Below are 15,020 nucleotides of genomic sequence, written 5' to 3' on the forward strand. Positions count from 1 at the left end.
GAGATAGATGCGATCGGGGATCGGCGGCGCCCTTCAATCCAATTGCGAAATCGTGAGAAAAACCTATATAGCGCGCACCCTCGGCGCGTCACCCCGCGCCGGCTCAATCTCGTCAGGTGCCTCTCCCATGCCCACCGTCATCTTTCCCGGCCCCGAAGGCCGCCTCGAAGGCCGTTTCTCCCCGCCGCCGCGCCCACGCGCGCCGGTCGCGATGATCCTGCACCCACACCCGCAGGGCGGCGGCACGATGAACGAGCAAATTACGCAGCGTCTCTACAAGACCTTCGTCGATCGCGGCTTCGCCACGTTGCGCTTCAATTTCCGCGGCGTCGGCCGCAGCCAGGGCAGCTTCGACAATGGCGTGGGCGAATTGTCCGATGCCGCCGCCGCGCTCGACTGGATTCAGTCGATCCACGAGGAAGCGCAGGTGACCTGGGTCGCGGGCGTCAGCTTCGGCGCGCTGATCGGCATGCAGCTGCTGATGCGCCGCCCCGAAATCCGCGGCTGGATCAGCGTCGGCGCGCCGGCGAGCATGTACGATTTCAGCTTCCTCGCCCCCTGCCCGGCCAGCGGCATCTTCATCCACGGCGCACAGGACACCGTCGTGCAGCCCAACGCGGTGACCAAGCTGGTCGAGAAGTTGCGTACGCAGAAGCACATCACCGTGCACCATGAGGAAATCCCGCGCGCGAACCATTTCTTCGAAAACGAGCAGGCCGAACTGATGGCCTCGGTCGACAATTACCTCGACTTCCGTCTCGATCCGAGCTGCCCGATCACCTGATCGGGCGGCTGCGCACACGCCGCTGACCCGCCTTACCGTAGCGTAAAGTGGCGATTTGCCACGCGATTGCGCTTGGTGAAACGACGTAACGATGTAACATTCTCCTTAGGAGACGCCGGCTCGAACCGGCGCCGCAAAGAGGAGAGTTGCCATGGCTTACGCACAATCGGGCGATCCCCGCAGCCGCGCGACCGCTGTCGTGACCGTCGTCGCGGTCCACGGGGGGCTCGGCGCGCTGCTGTTATACGGGTTGGCGGCGAACGGCGTCATCAAGATCGAGGAGCCGAAACTGGTCGGCGGGCAGATTCCCATCGCCCCGCCGCCACCGCCCGATCCCACGCCGACGCAGCAGGTCCAGCCGAAAGACAGTGCGGCCGCGCCCAAGCCATACGCGCCGACCCCCGTCCTTACCTTCACGCCCGGTCCGGCAGTCGACACCACGGATGTGTTCCCGCAACCCTTGCCCACCAGTTTCCCGACTGCGGGCAGCGGCGGCATCGGCGGCACGGGCGTAGGCGAGACGCCGCTACCCACGCCCCAGCCTAGCTTCGACCCGGTCCCGGCGCGCGTCGCCAACGACGCGGGCAGCTGGGTCACCCAGAGCGATTACCGCACGTCGTGGATCACGCGCGAATGGGCGGGCACGGCGAGCTTCCGCCTCAGCATCGGCACCGACGGGAAGGTGAAGCAATGTTCCATCACCCGCTCCACCGGCCACGCCGCGCTGGACGATGCGACCTGCGCGCTGGTCAGCAAACGGGCGAAGTTCAAGCCCGCGACCGGCAGCAGCGGCGCGAAGGTGGCGGGCAGCTACACCGGCTCGGTGCGCTGGCAGATTCCGCGCTAGGGTGCTTCCCGGCCCGGAACGCGATCCACCGGGGCGGCACCGTCCGCCCCGGGCAGGGTCCAGATGGCGATATTGACCACCGCGATCGCGGCGAGGACCAGCATCAGCAGCGCCTGCTTGCGCACCCCGCGCCGCCACAGGACGACTGCGCCCAGGGTCAGGGCGATGGTCGCGAGGACGAGGAGCGAGAGAACGGCGGACAGCATTGCCCGCGCATAGCCCGCGTGGGCCCGCCAAGGAACCCGAAAGCCATACCGAGCGCTTCTGTCGGCAAGCGGCGCGTCGTGCGCGCGCCATGACAGGAGCGAGACCATGAGTACTTTCACCGCCATCACCCGGGCGATCTTCGGCGACGACCACACGACCGCGCCCCCTTCGGCCCCGCCGGTGGAGGACCCGCAGCTGATCGATCTGGAAAACCATTTCGATTCAATGCCGGGGGCCGATCACCTGAACTGGCGCACCTCGGTCAGCGACCTGCTCGAATTGCTGGGCGTGGAGCACGATCCCGAAAGCCGCGCCGCGTTGGCGCGAGAGCTGGGTGCGACCGAGTGGACCGGCACACCGGAAGACGATGCCTGGCTGCACGCGCGGCTGATGCGCGGGATCGAACATAACGGCGCGCGGGTCCCGCCCGAATTCACGGAGTGATTTGACAGCTTCCGGGGGCCGGGCCAAACCGCTGGAATGAGCTACAAAACCTTCGACATCTCGCGTCGCCAGATCCTCCACGGGGTCGGCGCGACGTCCGCCCTCGCCCTGACCGGATGCGCCGCCACCCGGGCGGCCCCTTCCACCCGCCCGGTCGCCACGGCCCCCGACGAAAGGCTCGATCAAATCGCGTACGGCATGTTCGAGCACGAGCCCGAGCGCGCCACCTCGGCGGGCGTCGACACGGGCGAGCACGCCGGCTTGCGCGGACGGCTGGAGGATCAGTCGGCGCAGGGGCAGCAGGAATACGCGCAATATCTGCGCTGGGTCGTCGACCAGATGGACGGCTATCCGGAAGGGTCGCTGAATGCCGACCAGCTGACCAGTTTCGAGGTGGTGCGCAGCGCCTTCCGCACCGCGATCGACGGGTTCGCCCTGCCCTATGGCGATGTTGCCGTCGGCAGCTGGCGCAACGCACCCTATGTCGTGATCCAGAACGTCGGCAGCTATCTCGACCTGCCGCGCTTCCTCGATACCGACCAGCCGCTGTCGAGCGCGCAGGACGTCGATTTCTACATGTCGCGGCTGAATGCCATTCCCGGCGTGCTGGCGGGCGAGTTGGGCCGTATCCAGTCCGCCCGCGCGATGGGCGTGGTGCCTCCCGACTTCCTGTTGAAGAAGGCGATCGGGCAGATGGAAAGCACGCTCGCCGACGCGCGCGGCGGGACGCTGTTCGTCGCGGCGCTGAAGGAGCGCCTTGCCAAGGCCGGGCTTCCCACCGCGCAGGTCGACGCGGCGGAGCGCGCGGTGACCGGGCCGATCGCCGCCGGGCTGGCCGCCCAGCTGGAGGAGCTGCGCGCGCAGGCCGCCATCGCCACGTCAGACCCCGGCATGTGGGCGCGCCCGCGCGGCGAGGAATGGTATCGCTGGGGCCTGCGCGCCAGCACCACCACTCCCCTGACGCCCGACGAGGTGCACGAGCGCGGGCTGGAAGAGCTGGCCGCGCTGCACGCACGCATGGAGCCGATCCTGCAGGAAATCGGCTATACCAAGGGCTCGGTCGGGCAGCGGATGCAGGCGTTGAGCCAGGACCCGCGCTACAAGTTCGCTCCCGGCGATCCCGGGCGCAAGCAGATCCTGGATTTCATCCACGACCGGATCGACTGGATCACCGCGCAGATGCCGCGCGCTTTCGACACGCTGGTCGATCCGCGGCTGGTGGTAAGGCGTCTGCCGCTGGCGGAGGAACCGGGCGCGCCGGGCGCCTATGGCGGCGCGGGCAGCAAGGACGGCAGCATTCCGGGGCGGATGTGGATCAACCTTCGCACCACCGACCTGCACCGCAAATACGACCTCGCCGACCTGGTCTATCACGAGACGATCCCCGGCCATGTGTGGGAAGGCGAATTCTCGAACCGGCTACCGCTGATCCGCTCGGTCCTCGCCTTCAACGCCTTCTCCGAAGGGTGGGCGCTCTATGGCGAGCAGCTGGCCGACGAGCTGGGTGCGTACGACGATTTCAAGGTCGGGCGGCTGGGCTATCTCCAGAGCCTGGCCTTTCGCGCCTGCCGTATGGTCGTCGACACCGGGCTCCATCACAAGCGGTGGAGCCGCGCGCAGGCGGTCGATTTCTTCGTGCAGCGCAACGGTTCGAAGCGCGAGGAGGTCGAAAGCGAGGTCGACCGCTATTGCAGCTGGCCCGGTCAGGCCTGCGGCTACAAGGTCGGCCATAGCGAGATCGTGCGTCAGCGCATGCGGGCGAAGGATGCGCTGGGCGCGGCCTACGATCTGAAAGCGTTCGACGATGCGGTCGTGCTGGGCGGCAATTCCCCGCTCGACGTGATGGCGAAGAATGTGGGTCGCTATATCGAGAGGGCGCGCGCATAATAGGCTGAGGCAACCGGGGGGATGCAGATGTTTTTCAGGAAGCTGGTTCTGGCGGCGCTGCTCGCCGCGATACCCGCCGGCGCGCAGGCGCACTGGCGCAAGGCGTCGAGCGAGCATTTCGTCATCTACGCCGACGACAGCGAGCGCGATCTGCAACAGTTCGGCGAGACGCTGGAGCGTTATCACGCGGCGATGGCATACCTTACCAAGAGCGATCAAGCCGCGCCGAGCCCGTCCAACCGGGTCACGATCTACGTGGTCGGCAGCGAGCGCGATGTGCAGAAACTGGCCGGAGGCGATTCGAAATATGTCGGCGGCTTCTACATTCCGCGCGCGGGCGGCTCTCGCGCGTTCGTGCAGAAGATACGGTCAATGGGGCGCGACCCCGATTTTTCCGTAATCATCCTGCTGCACGAATACGCCCACCACTTCCTGATGAGCAGTTCGCGTTTCGCCCTGCCGCGCTGGATGAACGAAGGCGCGGCGGAGTTCTACGCCTCGGCGGACTTCCCCCGCGACGGCAGCGTGAATATCGGCAAGCCTGCACAGCATCGCGGCCCCGAGCTCTATCGGGCGCGGGAAGTGTCGATCGAGGAACTGTTCGATCCCGAACTCTACGAGAAGAAGCGCAAGAAGGGCTACGACGCGTTCTACGGTCGCAGCTGGCTGCTCTATCACTACCTGACCTTCAACGAAGAGCGGCGCGGCCAGTTCGCCGCTTATCTGACCGCGCTCCTCGATGGCAAGGCACCGCTCGAAGCGGCGCGCGCGGGCTTCGGCGACCTCGACCAGCTGGAGGACGAACTCGATGACTATCTCGGTTCGTCCAAGATGATGCAGATCTCCCTCCCGGCGGAGTGGCTGAAAATCCGGCCCGTGACGGTCAGCGAACTGAGCGAGGGGATGGACGAGATGATCGAGGTTCAGATGCGCTCGCAGCGCGGCGTCAATCGCGAACAGGCGCTCGCCATCGTCGAGGACGCTCGCAGGATCGCGGCGAAATACCCGGACGATCCCGGCGTCCTGGCGGAGCTGGCGGAGGCGGAATACGACGCGGGCAACCCCGATGCGGCGATCGCTGCTGCGGACCGGGCGATCGCACTCGATCCCACGCTGACCAATCCCTACGTCCAGAAGGGATATGCCCTGTTCGCCGAGGCGAGCGAAGCGGGCGCGGATGCGGACTGGGCCGCCGCGCTCAAACCGTGGACCGCGCTCAACCAGCTGGAGAACGACCATCCCCTGCCGTTGATCTATTTCTATCGCATTGCGCAGATGCGCGGCGGCGAGGTCCCGGAACTGGCCCGAGGCGCGCTGGAATGGGCATCGCAGCTCGCACCGTTCGACCTTGGCCTTACCTTCCAGACCGCTCTCATGCAGGCGGGCGAAGGCAAGATCGCGCTCGCGCAGGCGAACCTGCTCTCGGTCGCTTCCAACCCGCATGGCGGGGGACTGGCGGAAAAGGCCAGGCAATTGCATGAGGCGCTTGCCGGGTTCGAGGAAGGAACGCCGGTCGGTCCTGCCGATCTGCCGACATTGGTTTCCCCGCCGGAGGGCGATGGTCCGGAGAGCTAGGTTCGGCGATCGGCCTACTGAACCATTTGATCGCTGGGCACGAGGGTTATCTCGAACAGACTGGGCCAGCGCTTGCCCGTCACGAACAGGCGCTTGCCTGTCGGGTCCCATGCGATGCCGTTGAGCACGGCGTTCGGGTCGCTCGCCGCGACCTGCTGCACGATCCCACGCAGATCGTACAGCTGACGCACCTTGCCCGTGTCGGGATCGATCGCGACGATGAAGGGGCTCATCCAGACATTGGCCAGGATCATGCCGTCCACCGTCTCCAGCTCGTTCAATTGGCGCAGCGGGCGTCCGTTGAGTGTGACGGCGATGTCGCGCTTCCACGCATAGGTGTTCGGATCGAGCACATGCAGGTTCGCGCTTCCATCGGAAGCGATCAGCTCGTCGCCCAGCGTGGTGAGGCCCCAGCCTTCATACGGATAGCCTTCCTGCGAGCGGACCGGTTTCAGCCCGTCCATCTTCCAGCGATGGATGATGCCGTCCTTCCACGTCAGGCTGACGAGCTCCTTGCCCACCAGCGCCATCCCTTCGCCGAATTCGCCCGAGGGGATCGGCTTTTCGGCCAGCACTTTGCCGCTTGTCAGGTCGACCTTGCGGATGTTCGATTCGCCGATCTGGCCCGTGCTTTCGTAAAGCGCGCCGTCATGCCACAGCAGCCCTTGCGTGAACGCGTTCGGATCGTGCGGATAGGTCGCGACCACCTGCGCTTCCAGCACCTGTGGACGATCGAGCGTCGCCACCGGGGCGGGCATCTCGGTAGCAGCAGCCTCTTGCGCGGCAGCTTGGCTCGGTTGCTGGGCGGTGCACGCCGCCGCGGCGGCGAGTGCGAATAGGAGCGAAAGCGGCGCGGCGAAGCGGGTCATGGGCGCGCAATATCACGCGCGCGAGATGAGCGCAGCATGAAAGGCCCGCACGCAGTGCGCGCGGGCCGGGCATTCACCTTGCGCGGGTCATTTCTTCCCGAACAGGCCGCTGGCGAAGTTCGCCACGTCGTCGAAGGGATTACCGTCGTTGTCCTGGTCGAGCATGGAGGCGAACTTGGCCAGCGAGCCTTCGCCGCCGATCTGATCGCGAATCTGGCTGAGGATATCGGCGTCGATGCCGGTCTTGTCCGCCGCCGTCCGGATGGTGTCACCATCCTGGTGATGCGCCTCGGCAAGGGCGGCGATCGCCTTCTCGGCGGTTTCGGGTTCGATGCCGAGTTTGTCGGCCATGTTCTTGACCGTGGGGTGATTGCGGGCTGCGCCCATGACCTGATCGAAAAGGCCCATCGTCTCGTTCTCCTGTGGTCGGACGGCGACGGGCCGTCCATCCCTCCAGATACGATTGGCCCCCGCTCCGGTTTCCCGGGCGGGGGCTCTCCTCTCCAACTCGTGGCCGGGTGGCGAAGCGGGTCAGGCCGCCTGCGGGGCGGCGTTGCGCACACCCTCGTCGACATGCGCTTCGAACTCGGCAAAATTATCCACGAACAGCTGCACCAGCTTTTGTGCGGTGCGATCATATTCCTCGGCATCGGCCCAGGTACTGCGCGGAGCGAGGATGGTCTGATCGTTCCCCTTATCCGCCAGCGCAGGAACGGAAACCGGCACATCGAACCCGAAATTCGGGTCCTTGCGATATTCGACATCGTCCAGATCGCCGTCGAGCGCAGCATTCAGAAGCGCGCGCGTGGCCTTGATCGGCATGCGGTTGCCGGTGCCGTATTTGCCCCCGGTCCAGCCGGTATTGAGCAGCCAGCACTGCACTTCGCCCCTCGCGATCCGCTCCTTCAGCAGATTGCCGTAGACGCTGGGATGGCGCGGCATGAAGGGCGCGCCGAAGCAGGTGGAGAAAGTCGCCTCGGGCTCGGTCACGCCGATTTCCGTCCCGGCGACCTTCGCGGTGTAGCCCGACAGGAAGTGATACATCGCCTGATCGGGGGTCAGCCGCGCGATCGGGGGCAGCACGCCGAAGGCATCGGCGGTCAGCATCACCACATTGCTCGGCACGGGCCCCATATTGTCCGCGCTGGTATTGGGAATGAACTCGAGCGGATAGGCACCGCGCGTGTTCTCCGCCAAGGAGTTGTCGTCGAGATCGAGCTCGCCGTCTGCGTCCATCACCACGTTTTCCAGCACCGTGCCCGGCATCTTGGTGGTGGCGAAGATTTCCGGCTCCGCCGCGGGATCGAGGCGGATCATCTTGGCGTAGCAGCCGCCTTCGAAATTGAAGACCGCGGTGTCGGACCAGCCATGTTCGTCGTCGCCGATCAGCGTGCGGCTGGCATCGGCGGACAGCGTGGTCTTGCCGGTGCCCGACAGGCCGAAGAAAACCGCCGTCTTGCCGTCAGGGCCGATATTGGCGCTGCAATGCATGGGCATCACGCCCTTGGGCGGCAGCAGGTAGTTGAGGATGCCGAAAACGCTCTTCTTCATCTCGCCGGCATAGCGCGTCCCGCCGATCAGGATCAGCTTCTCCGACAGGTTCACGGCGATCACGGTCTCGCTGCGAGTCCCGTGCCGTTCGGGATCGGCCCGGAAGCTCGGCAGATCGATGATGGTGTATTCGGGTGCGAAGCCTTCCAGCTCTTCCGCCGTCGGCCGACACAGCAGGGTGCGGATGAACAGGTTGTGCCAGGCGAGTTCGTTCACCACCCGTACCTTAACACGGTGTTCCGGCTGGGAACCGCCGAACAGGTCGGCGACGTAGAGCTGATCTTTGTCCGCGAGGGCGGCGAGGAAATCCTCCTTCAGCGCGGCGAAGTGTTCCGGGGCCATCGGCTTGTTGACCTTGCCCCACCATACCGTGTCCTCGGTCTCGCCGTCGCGCACGATGAACTTGTCGTTCGCGCTGCGCCCGGTGTGCTCCCCGGTTTCGACCACCAGCGCGCCGTGCTTCGACAGGCGACCTTCATTGTCGGCCACCGCACGCTCGACCAGTTCGTCTGTGCCGAGATTGGCGCGGACATCCGCATTTGTCCGAATGCCCTGGTCGGCGAGCGAGTGCGACAAGCCATTGATCACGTGAACGAAATCTCCTCCGGGACGCTGCATCGAACGAATCGCAGCGGGCCTCCGGCGTGGTTATGCATAGGTATGCGCGACCGCATAGTGCGGGCTGGCGATCCCGTCAAACGGCTTGTGCACGAAGCGCGACGAAAAGATGCCCTGCGGCGCGGGTTTGTGCCGCGCTCTCGCATTGTGTCGGCCTGCACTTCCGTTTACGCCGGATCGCGAGCAAAGGTGCGGAAAGGCGATCATGACGAGCGAGGTGCGGACGAGCGACACGGGCGAACCGCCCGCCCCGCGCAGGGGGCGGCGCGAGATCGCGCTGGTCGACGACGATCGCAACATCCTGACCACCGTTTCGATCGCGCTGCAGGCGGAAGGTTTCGCCACGCGGGTCTATTCCGACGGCGAAGGCGCGCTCAAGGCATTGCTGGAGAGCCCGCCCGACCTCGCCGTGTTCGACATCAAGATGCCGCGCATGGACGGGATGGAGCTGCTGCGCCGCCTGCGCGCCGAATCCGATCTGCCGGTGATCTTCCTGACCAGCAAGGACGACGAGCGCGACGAGGAGGCCGGGTTCGAAATGGGCGCGGACGACTATATCGCCAAGCCGTTCAGCCTGCGCCTGCTGCTCGCCCGTATCCGCGCGATCCTGCGCCGCAGCGGGCTGGAGGAGGATGGCGTCGAGGGCGAGGAAGCGGGTCCGCCGCGCGAACCGTTCTCACGCGGACGGCTGACCATGGATCCCGCGCGCCACAAGGTCGCATGGGAGGACCGCCCGGTGGCGCTGACCGTGACCGAGTTCCTGCTGCTGGAGGCGCTGGCGCTGCGCCCCGGCATCATCAAGAGCCGCAACCAGCTGATGGACGCGGCCTATCCCGACGACATCTTCGTCGACGATCGCACGGTCGACAGCCATATCAAGCGCATCCGGCGCAAGTTCCGCCAGATCGACCGCGAGTTTTCCGCGATCGAGACGCTCTACGGCGCGGGGTACAGCTTCTCCGATGGCTGACGCGCCGACGGTTCGGGACCGGCTGGTCCGGCCGCTCGCCCGCATCCGCCCGCTGGAACGGCTTTCCCTCACCGCTCGCATTCTGGCGGTGAACATCCTGCCGCTGGCCTTGCTGGGCGGCGGCATCTTCTACCTCGATTCCTACCGTGCGCAGCTGCTCGACGAGCGTTACAAGCTCGCCCGGATCGAGGCGCAGATCACCGCCGAGGCGCTGGCGGGTGCGAGCCGCGAGCGGCAGGACGCGCTGCTGATCCAGATCGGCAAGGAACAGAAGATGCGCCTGCGCCTGTTCGACCCGAAGGGGCGGCTGATCGCCGACAGCTTCAAGCTGGACGAGCCCGGCTTCACACTCGACAATCCGGACGACGATCCGTTCTCCCTGCGCTTCGCACGGCTGCTCGACCAGGTGGTCGACACGCTCGTCAGCGCACAACCCGTGCCGCGCTATATCGAGCCGGAGGCGCAAACCGCCGATGCGTGGCCAGAACTGGTTCGCGCGCGCGAACAGCGGCTTTCCCAGATCGAGCTGCGCCAGGCACGCGACCGCACCCCGGTCATCACCGCCGCCGCGCCGGTGGGCCTGCAGGGCGCGACGCTGCTCACCACCCGCAACGCGGTGGACATTACCGAGGCGGTGCGCGCCGCGCGCAGTACGCTGGGCTTCGGCGTGCTCTTGGCGCTGTTCGCCTCCATTATGCTGTCGCTGTTCATGGCCCGCACCATCGTCCAGCCGCTGCAGACGCTCGCCAAGGCGGCGCAGCGCGTCCGGCTGGGGCGCGAACGCGAGGTGGAGGTCCCGCGCCTGCCCGACCGGCCGGACGAGATCGGCGTTCTGGCGCGCGCAGTTTCCGACATGACGCATGCGCTGCGCCAGCGGATCGATGCGGTCGAACATTTTGCCGCCGATGTCGCGCACGAGATCAAGAACCCGCTCGCGTCCCTGCGCAGCGCGGTCGAATCGCTCGGCACCGTGAACGATCCGGACCTGCGCGCCCAATTGCTGGAGATCGCGACGCACGACGTGCGCCGGATCGATCGACTGGTCACCGAGATTTCCGAGGCCAGCCGCATCGATGCTGAGCTGTCGCGCGCCACCTTCGAGCCGATCGACCTCGCTTCGCTGGCGGCCAATATCGCCGTCTCGCGCGAAGGACGGGGTCTCAATCGCGGTCACGAGATTACGATCGAACGGCCGGAACGCACTGTGGCGGTCATGGGCGTGCCGCTGCGGCTGGAGCGGGTGATCGACAATTTGATCGACAACGCAGTGTCCTTCTCCCCCCCCGGTGCGCCGGTCGAGCTGACCGTGCGCGCGAGCGGGAGGACCGCCGACCTCGTGATCTGCGACCGGGGGCCGGGCATCCCGGAAGACGCACGGGCCAAGGTTTTCGAACGGTTTCATTCGGACCGGCCGGAGGCGGAGGATTTCGGCAATCACAGCGGCCTTGGCCTCGCCATCGCGCGCACCATCGTGGAAGCGCATGGCGGGACGCTGAGCGTGGAGGACCGCGCCGATGGCGGATACGGGGCGTGCCTGGTCGTGCGCCTGCCCGCCGCCCGCTCCGACGAGAACGAGCCGTGACGCGATTCCAGGCGAGCTGCGTGGCGGTTGGCGGACGCGGTCTGCTGATCGCGGGGCCGCCGGGCAGCGGCAAGAGCACGCTGGCGCTGAAACTGATCGACCGCGGGGCAACGCTGGTCGGTGACGACGGGGTGGAACTGGCGCGCGAGGGCACGCGCCTGATCGCGCATCCGGTCGCCGCTACGGTCGGGCTGATAGAGGTGCGCAATGTCGGGATCCATACCCTGCCCGCGTCCCCCGCCACCGTCGCCCTGCTGCTGCGACTGACCGGAGAGGCTCCGCGCTATGTCGAGGCGGCGGACAGGGAGGAACTGGCCGGGGCGGCGATACCCGCGCTCGCCTTCGATCCGGGCATTCCAGCAGCGGCGATCCGCGCCGAAATCGCCCTGCGGCGTTACGGTCTTGCGTGAGCCCTTCCCACCCACCGGCAAATCGGCGATGAACCGCGCCATGACGTTCCGCGATTCCCGCACCGCCCGATGACCGGGCAACGGCAGCAGATCCTGCTCGTCACCGGTGTGTCCGGCGCGGGCAAGACCACCGCGCTTCATGTGCTGGAGGATCTGGGGTGGGAAGCGGTCGACAATTTCCCCATCCGCCTGCTCGAATCCTTCGTCAGTGAGGCGGCGGGCGATCCCGGCCCGCTGGCGATCGGGTTCGACGCCCGGACGCGCGGTTTCGTACCGGCCGAAATCATCGAACTGGTCGGGCGTCTGGCACAGCGCGAAGACCTCTCGATCGCCACTCTGTTTCTCGATTGCGGGAGCGGCGAACTGGAACGCCGCTACAACGAGACGCGGCGCCGCCACCCCCTGTCCGAAAGCCGGGCCGCACTCGACGGTATCCGCGCGGAACGCGAATTGATGGAACCGCTGCGCAGTTGGGCCGACATGGTAATCGACACCACCACGCTGTCGAGCAACGAGCTGCAGCAGTTCGTCCGGCAGCGGTTCGAGGATGTCGCCCCCGACGCCCTGACCGTGACGGTCAGCAGTTTCGGCTTCGCCCGCGGCATGCCGCCCCTGGCCGATCTCGTCTTCGACATGCGCTATCTCGACAATCCGCACTGGGCGGAGGGCCTGCGTGAACAGACCGGCAGGGACGAGGCGGTGGGCGAATATATCGAGCGCGACGGAGCCTTCGCCGAAACCTTTCCCCGCATGCGCGACCTCGTGATCGACCTGCTCCCGCGCTATCGCAAGCAGGGCAAGGCCTATGTCCACGTCGCCTTCGGTTGTACCGGAGGGAGACATCGTTCGGTCTATACCGCCGAACGCATGGCGCAGGCCTTGCGCGAGGGGGGAATTTCGCCCACTGTCATTCACCGCAACCTGGCGTCGCGCACCGCGGACCGGATCGAAAGCCAGTAAGGCCGGGAACCACAAGCGGGACAGCGCCGGGCACGACGTGATGTTAGAAGAATTCACCCCTCCCCTTATCGGACTCGTCCTCGTCACCCACGGCCGGCTGGCCGAGGAATTCGTGGCCGCGATGGAACATGTGGTCGGGCCGCAGGCCGCTGTCCGCACCGTGTGTATCGGCCCGAACGACGATGCGGAGGAGCGTCGCCGCGAAATCGCGGACGCGGTCGCCGCCGTCGATAGCGGCCAGGGCGCCATCCTGCTGACCGACCTGTTCGGCGGCACGCCGTCCAACCTCGCCATCTCGCTGCTCGACGCCGGGCGGATAGAGGTGATCGCCGGGATCAACCTGCCTATGCTGATCCGCCTCGCCGGAGTGCGCAAGACCATGCATGTGCGCGCTGCGGCCACCGCGGCGCAGGAGGCCGGGCGCAACTACATAACGGTCGCGTCCGAATTTCTTGGTCACGGAGATGTGGCGCAGGCGGAGAAGAAGGCCTCGTGAGCGAGCATCGGCGCACCGTCACGATCGTCAACCAGCGCGGCCTGCATGCGCGGGCGAGCGCGAAGTTCGTCTCCGCCGTCTCCGATTTGCCCGAGGGGTGCGAGGTGACGGTGGCGAAGGACGGATCGGAGGCCGCCGGCGGATCGATCCTGGGCCTCATGATGCTGGGCGCGGCGAAGGGCGACACGATCGAGATCATGGTCGACGGCGCGGGTGACGAGACGGTGCTGAACGGGCTCTGCCAGCTGGTCGAAAACGGCTTCGGCGAGGAATAGCGCCATGGCGCGCCGCCGGATCACCGGCTTCTCCAATCCGACGGTAAAAGCGCTGCGCGCCCTGCGCGAAAAGAAGCATCGCCGCCGAGAGCGCCGCTTCCTGGCGGAGGGACTGCGCCTGCTCACCGATGCGCGCGAGAACGGCCGGATTCCCGAGACGCTGGTGATGGCGGAGGGGCGCGATCCGCACCCGCTGATCGACGCGCTCGAACAGGCGGTCGAGCGCCTGGGGGGCGAGGTGATCGAGGTGCCGGTGGAGATTCTCGCCAAGATCACCGGCAAGGACAATCCGCAGGCCGTGGTGGGAGCCTTCGCCGAATGGGGCACGACCCTCGCCGCGCTCGATCGCTCCGCCGCGCCGATCTGGCTGGTGGCGCAGGCGCTGCGCGATCCGGGCAATCTGGGCACGATGCTGCGCACCGGGGATGCGGTCGGCGCGGGCGGGCTGATCCTGATCGACGATTGCGCCGATCCCTTCAGCGTGGAGGCGGTTCGCGCAAGCATGGGGGCCGTCTTCACGCAGGCGATCGTCCAGACGCGTTGGGAAGGTTTCGTCCCATGGCTGCGCAACGGCCCGGGCCAGCTGGTCGCCGCATCGCTTCGGGACGCGGTGCCCTATCGCGGCGCACCGTACGAAGCGCCCTGCTTCGTGATGGTCGGCAACGAATCGCAAGGGCTGCCGGAGGATTACGAGGCCGCGTGCGACCTGCGTGTCACCATGCCGATGCGCGGGCGCGCCGACAGCCTCAACGCCGCGGTCGCCGCCGCGGTGCTGGCCTACGAAGTGCTCGCCAGCCTGGATAGCTGACCCCCCGCTGCCTGAACGGGACGCGGCGGAGGCATTCACGGGCGATGCAGCGTTCGCGCCCTAGTTTTCCGCCATGCGCCGATACCTCTCTCTCCTCGCCATTCCCGCCCTGCTCGCCTCGGGCGTCGCGATCGCGCAGTCGGCTTCCGACTGGGAGATCGGCCCGGTGGTGCGCGGGCGCAACTACTCGCCCGGCATGCCCGGCCACCTGAGCGCGGGCCGTGACGGGCCGCAGTTCACCTTCCCTACCGGCGCACGCGAAGGCAGCGTGCATTACGTCACCCTGCCGGTCCGCTCGCTGGCGGGCGCGAAGGAACTCCGCCTGCGCTATCGCATCGACGCCGCGCCCGGCACGCGCTTCGTCGCCGCCGAGAACCCGAAGGCGCAGGCCGCGATCACGCTCTATTTCCAGCGCCGCGGCGACAACTGGAGCGGCCGGGGACGGTTCGAGGCCTATCGCTGGTACGCCGCCCCCGCCACCATGATGCCGCTGTCGCCCGGCACGCACGAGATCGCGGTGCCGCTCGATCGCAGCTGGGGCGCGGTGATGCACACCACCGCGCGCAACGATCCGGCGGCGTTCCAAGAGGCGCTGGACGATGCGGGACGCGTCGGCTTCGTATTCGGATCGGCGGGCGGGCGCGGCCACGGCGTGTACGCCACCGGCCCGGCGCGCTTCACCGTGCTGGATTTCGACATCCGGTAGGAACTTCGCGCCCGGCGAGAGCGGGCAAGCG

At 67.0% G+C, this 15,020-nt stretch carries 17 protein-coding genes; 13 read left to right on the forward strand and 4 right to left on the reverse strand.

Annotated features, from left to right (window positions below; genetic code table 11):
• Positions 1–127: 127 nt before the first annotated feature.
• Positions 128–784 (forward strand): alpha/beta hydrolase, encoded by a 657-nt coding sequence (locus tag F7D01_RS04150; RefSeq protein WP_215228969.1) that lies wholly within the window; start codon positions 128–130, stop codon positions 782–784.
• Between the two features lie 151 nt (positions 785–935).
• Positions 936–1,631, forward strand: a complete 696-nt coding sequence (locus F7D01_RS04155) for a TonB family protein (protein WP_215228970.1) — start codon at positions 936–938, stop codon at positions 1,629–1,631.
• On the opposite strand, the gene F7D01_RS04160 is transcribed toward F7D01_RS04155, so the two are convergent.
• Complete coding sequence (locus F7D01_RS04160; protein WP_215228971.1) at positions 1,628–1,837, reverse strand: hypothetical protein; 210 nt, start codon at positions 1,835–1,837, stop codon at positions 1,628–1,630. The two genes, F7D01_RS04155 and F7D01_RS04160, sit on opposite strands and share 4 nt — an antisense overlap.
• 106 nt (positions 1,838–1,943) lie before the next feature.
• Here F7D01_RS04160 and F7D01_RS04165 point away from each other — a divergent pair, with 106 nt between their 5' ends.
• From F7D01_RS04165 to F7D01_RS04175, 3 genes are read left to right on the forward strand one after another with little or no spacing between them, the layout of a single operon-like run.
• On the forward strand, positions 1,944–2,282 hold the full coding sequence (locus F7D01_RS04165) for a DUF3597 family protein (RefSeq protein ID WP_215228972.1): 339 nt from the start codon (positions 1,944–1,946) through the stop codon (positions 2,280–2,282).
• 36 nt (positions 2,283–2,318) lie between these two features.
• Positions 2,319–4,169 carry a DUF885 family protein gene (locus F7D01_RS04170; protein ID WP_215228973.1) on the forward strand — a complete coding sequence of 617 codons (1,851 nt, stop codon included), beginning with the start codon at positions 2,319–2,321 and terminating at the stop codon, positions 4,167–4,169.
• Positions 4,170–4,190: 21 nt separating this feature from the next.
• Entirely contained in the window at positions 4,191–5,744 is a 1,554-nt protein-coding gene (locus tag F7D01_RS04175; protein WP_215228974.1) for a hypothetical protein, read from the forward strand.
• Positions 5,745–5,758: 14 nt separating this feature from the next.
• Here F7D01_RS04175 and F7D01_RS04180 read toward each other — a convergent pair whose 3' ends face one another.
• From F7D01_RS04180 to F7D01_RS04190, 3 genes are all read right to left on the reverse strand, one after another.
• Positions 5,759–6,613: a glutaminyl-peptide cyclotransferase gene (locus F7D01_RS04180; protein WP_215228975.1), complete on the reverse strand. Its 855-nt coding sequence runs from the start codon at positions 6,611–6,613 to the stop codon at positions 5,759–5,761.
• An 87-nt stretch (positions 6,614–6,700) separates the two neighbouring features.
• Positions 6,701–7,021: a hypothetical protein gene (locus F7D01_RS04185; protein WP_215228976.1), complete on the reverse strand. Its 321-nt coding sequence runs from the start codon at positions 7,019–7,021 to the stop codon at positions 6,701–6,703.
• 123 nt (positions 7,022–7,144) lie between these two features.
• Positions 7,145–8,749: a phosphoenolpyruvate carboxykinase gene (locus F7D01_RS04190; protein ID WP_371819707.1), complete on the reverse strand. Its 1,605-nt coding sequence runs from the start codon at positions 8,747–8,749 to the stop codon at positions 7,145–7,147.
• A gap of 238 nt (positions 8,750–8,987) precedes the next feature.
• On the opposite strand from F7D01_RS04190, the gene F7D01_RS04195 reads away from it, so the two are divergent.
• From F7D01_RS04195 to F7D01_RS04230, 8 genes are all read left to right on the forward strand, one after another.
• Positions 8,988–9,752, forward strand: a complete 765-nt coding sequence (locus tag F7D01_RS04195) for a response regulator transcription factor (protein ID WP_215228978.1) — start codon at positions 8,988–8,990, stop codon at positions 9,750–9,752.
• A complete protein-coding gene (locus tag F7D01_RS04200) occupies positions 9,745–11,334 on the forward strand; it encodes a stimulus-sensing domain-containing protein (RefSeq protein ID WP_215228979.1) in 1,590 nt (529 codons plus the stop codon). The genes F7D01_RS04195 and F7D01_RS04200 overlap by 8 nt, the downstream gene beginning before the upstream one ends.
• Positions 11,331–11,744, forward strand: a complete 414-nt coding sequence (locus F7D01_RS04205; RefSeq protein WP_215228980.1) for an HPr kinase/phosphorylase — start codon at positions 11,331–11,333, stop codon at positions 11,742–11,744. Before F7D01_RS04200 ends, F7D01_RS04205 begins: the two co-directional genes overlap by 4 nt.
• A gap of 69 nt (positions 11,745–11,813) precedes the next feature.
• Positions 11,814–12,704 carry an RNase adapter RapZ gene (rapZ, locus tag F7D01_RS04210; protein WP_215228981.1) on the forward strand — a complete coding sequence of 297 codons (891 nt, stop codon included), beginning with the start codon at positions 11,814–11,816 and terminating at the stop codon, positions 12,702–12,704.
• Between the two features lie 40 nt (positions 12,705–12,744).
• The gene (locus F7D01_RS04215; protein WP_215228982.1) at positions 12,745–13,200 is read left to right on the forward strand and encodes a PTS sugar transporter subunit IIA; all 456 of its coding nucleotides are present in this window, start codon (positions 12,745–12,747) and stop codon (positions 13,198–13,200) included.
• Positions 13,197–13,475 (forward strand): HPr family phosphocarrier protein, encoded by a 279-nt coding sequence (locus tag F7D01_RS04220; RefSeq protein WP_215228983.1) that lies wholly within the window; start codon positions 13,197–13,199, stop codon positions 13,473–13,475. Before F7D01_RS04215 ends, F7D01_RS04220 begins: the two co-directional genes overlap by 4 nt.
• A gap of 4 nt (positions 13,476–13,479) precedes the next feature.
• Positions 13,480–14,283: an RNA methyltransferase gene (locus F7D01_RS04225; RefSeq protein ID WP_215228984.1), complete on the forward strand. Its 804-nt coding sequence runs from the start codon at positions 13,480–13,482 to the stop codon at positions 14,281–14,283.
• 73 nt (positions 14,284–14,356) lie between these two features.
• On the forward strand, positions 14,357–14,989 hold the full coding sequence (locus tag F7D01_RS04230; protein ID WP_215228985.1) for a hypothetical protein: 633 nt from the start codon (positions 14,357–14,359) through the stop codon (positions 14,987–14,989).
• Positions 14,990–15,020 lie beyond the last annotated feature (31 nt).

Origin of the sequence: Erythrobacter sp. 3-20A1M, from assembly GCF_018636735.1 — a bacterium.
Taxonomy (GTDB): domain Bacteria; phylum Pseudomonadota; class Alphaproteobacteria; order Sphingomonadales; family Sphingomonadaceae; genus Alteriqipengyuania.

Bases quoted from the DNA above. Each gene is read 5' to 3' on its own strand.
- F7D01_RS04150 (WP_215228969.1), top strand. From the start codon at position 128: ATGCCCACCGTCATCTTTCCCGGCCCCGAAGGCCGCCTCGAAGGCCGT.
- F7D01_RS04155 (WP_215228970.1), top strand. From the start codon at position 936: ATGGCTTACGCACAATCGGGCGATCCCCGCAGCCGCGCGACCGCTGTC.
- F7D01_RS04160 (WP_215228971.1), bottom strand. From the start codon at position 1,837: ATGCTGTCCGCCGTTCTCTCGCTCCTCGTCCTCGCGACCATCGCCCTG.
- F7D01_RS04165 (WP_215228972.1), top strand. From the start codon at position 1,944: ATGAGTACTTTCACCGCCATCACCCGGGCGATCTTCGGCGACGACCAC.
- F7D01_RS04170 (WP_215228973.1), top strand. From the start codon at position 2,319: ATGAGCTACAAAACCTTCGACATCTCGCGTCGCCAGATCCTCCACGGG.
- F7D01_RS04175 (WP_215228974.1), top strand. From the start codon at position 4,191: ATGCAGATGTTTTTCAGGAAGCTGGTTCTGGCGGCGCTGCTCGCCGCG.
- F7D01_RS04180 (WP_215228975.1), bottom strand. From the start codon at position 6,613: ATGACCCGCTTCGCCGCGCCGCTTTCGCTCCTATTCGCACTCGCCGCC.
- F7D01_RS04185 (WP_215228976.1), bottom strand. From the start codon at position 7,021: ATGGGCCTTTTCGATCAGGTCATGGGCGCAGCCCGCAATCACCCCACG.
- F7D01_RS04195 (WP_215228978.1), top strand. From the start codon at position 8,988: ATGACGAGCGAGGTGCGGACGAGCGACACGGGCGAACCGCCCGCCCCG.
- F7D01_RS04200 (WP_215228979.1), top strand. From the start codon at position 9,745: ATGGCTGACGCGCCGACGGTTCGGGACCGGCTGGTCCGGCCGCTCGCC.
- rapZ (WP_215228981.1), top strand. From the start codon at position 11,814: ATGACCGGGCAACGGCAGCAGATCCTGCTCGTCACCGGTGTGTCCGGC.
- F7D01_RS04215 (WP_215228982.1), top strand. From the start codon at position 12,745: ATGTTAGAAGAATTCACCCCTCCCCTTATCGGACTCGTCCTCGTCACC.
- F7D01_RS04225 (WP_215228984.1), top strand. From the start codon at position 13,480: ATGGCGCGCCGCCGGATCACCGGCTTCTCCAATCCGACGGTAAAAGCG.
- F7D01_RS04230 (WP_215228985.1), top strand. From the start codon at position 14,357: ATGCGCCGATACCTCTCTCTCCTCGCCATTCCCGCCCTGCTCGCCTCG.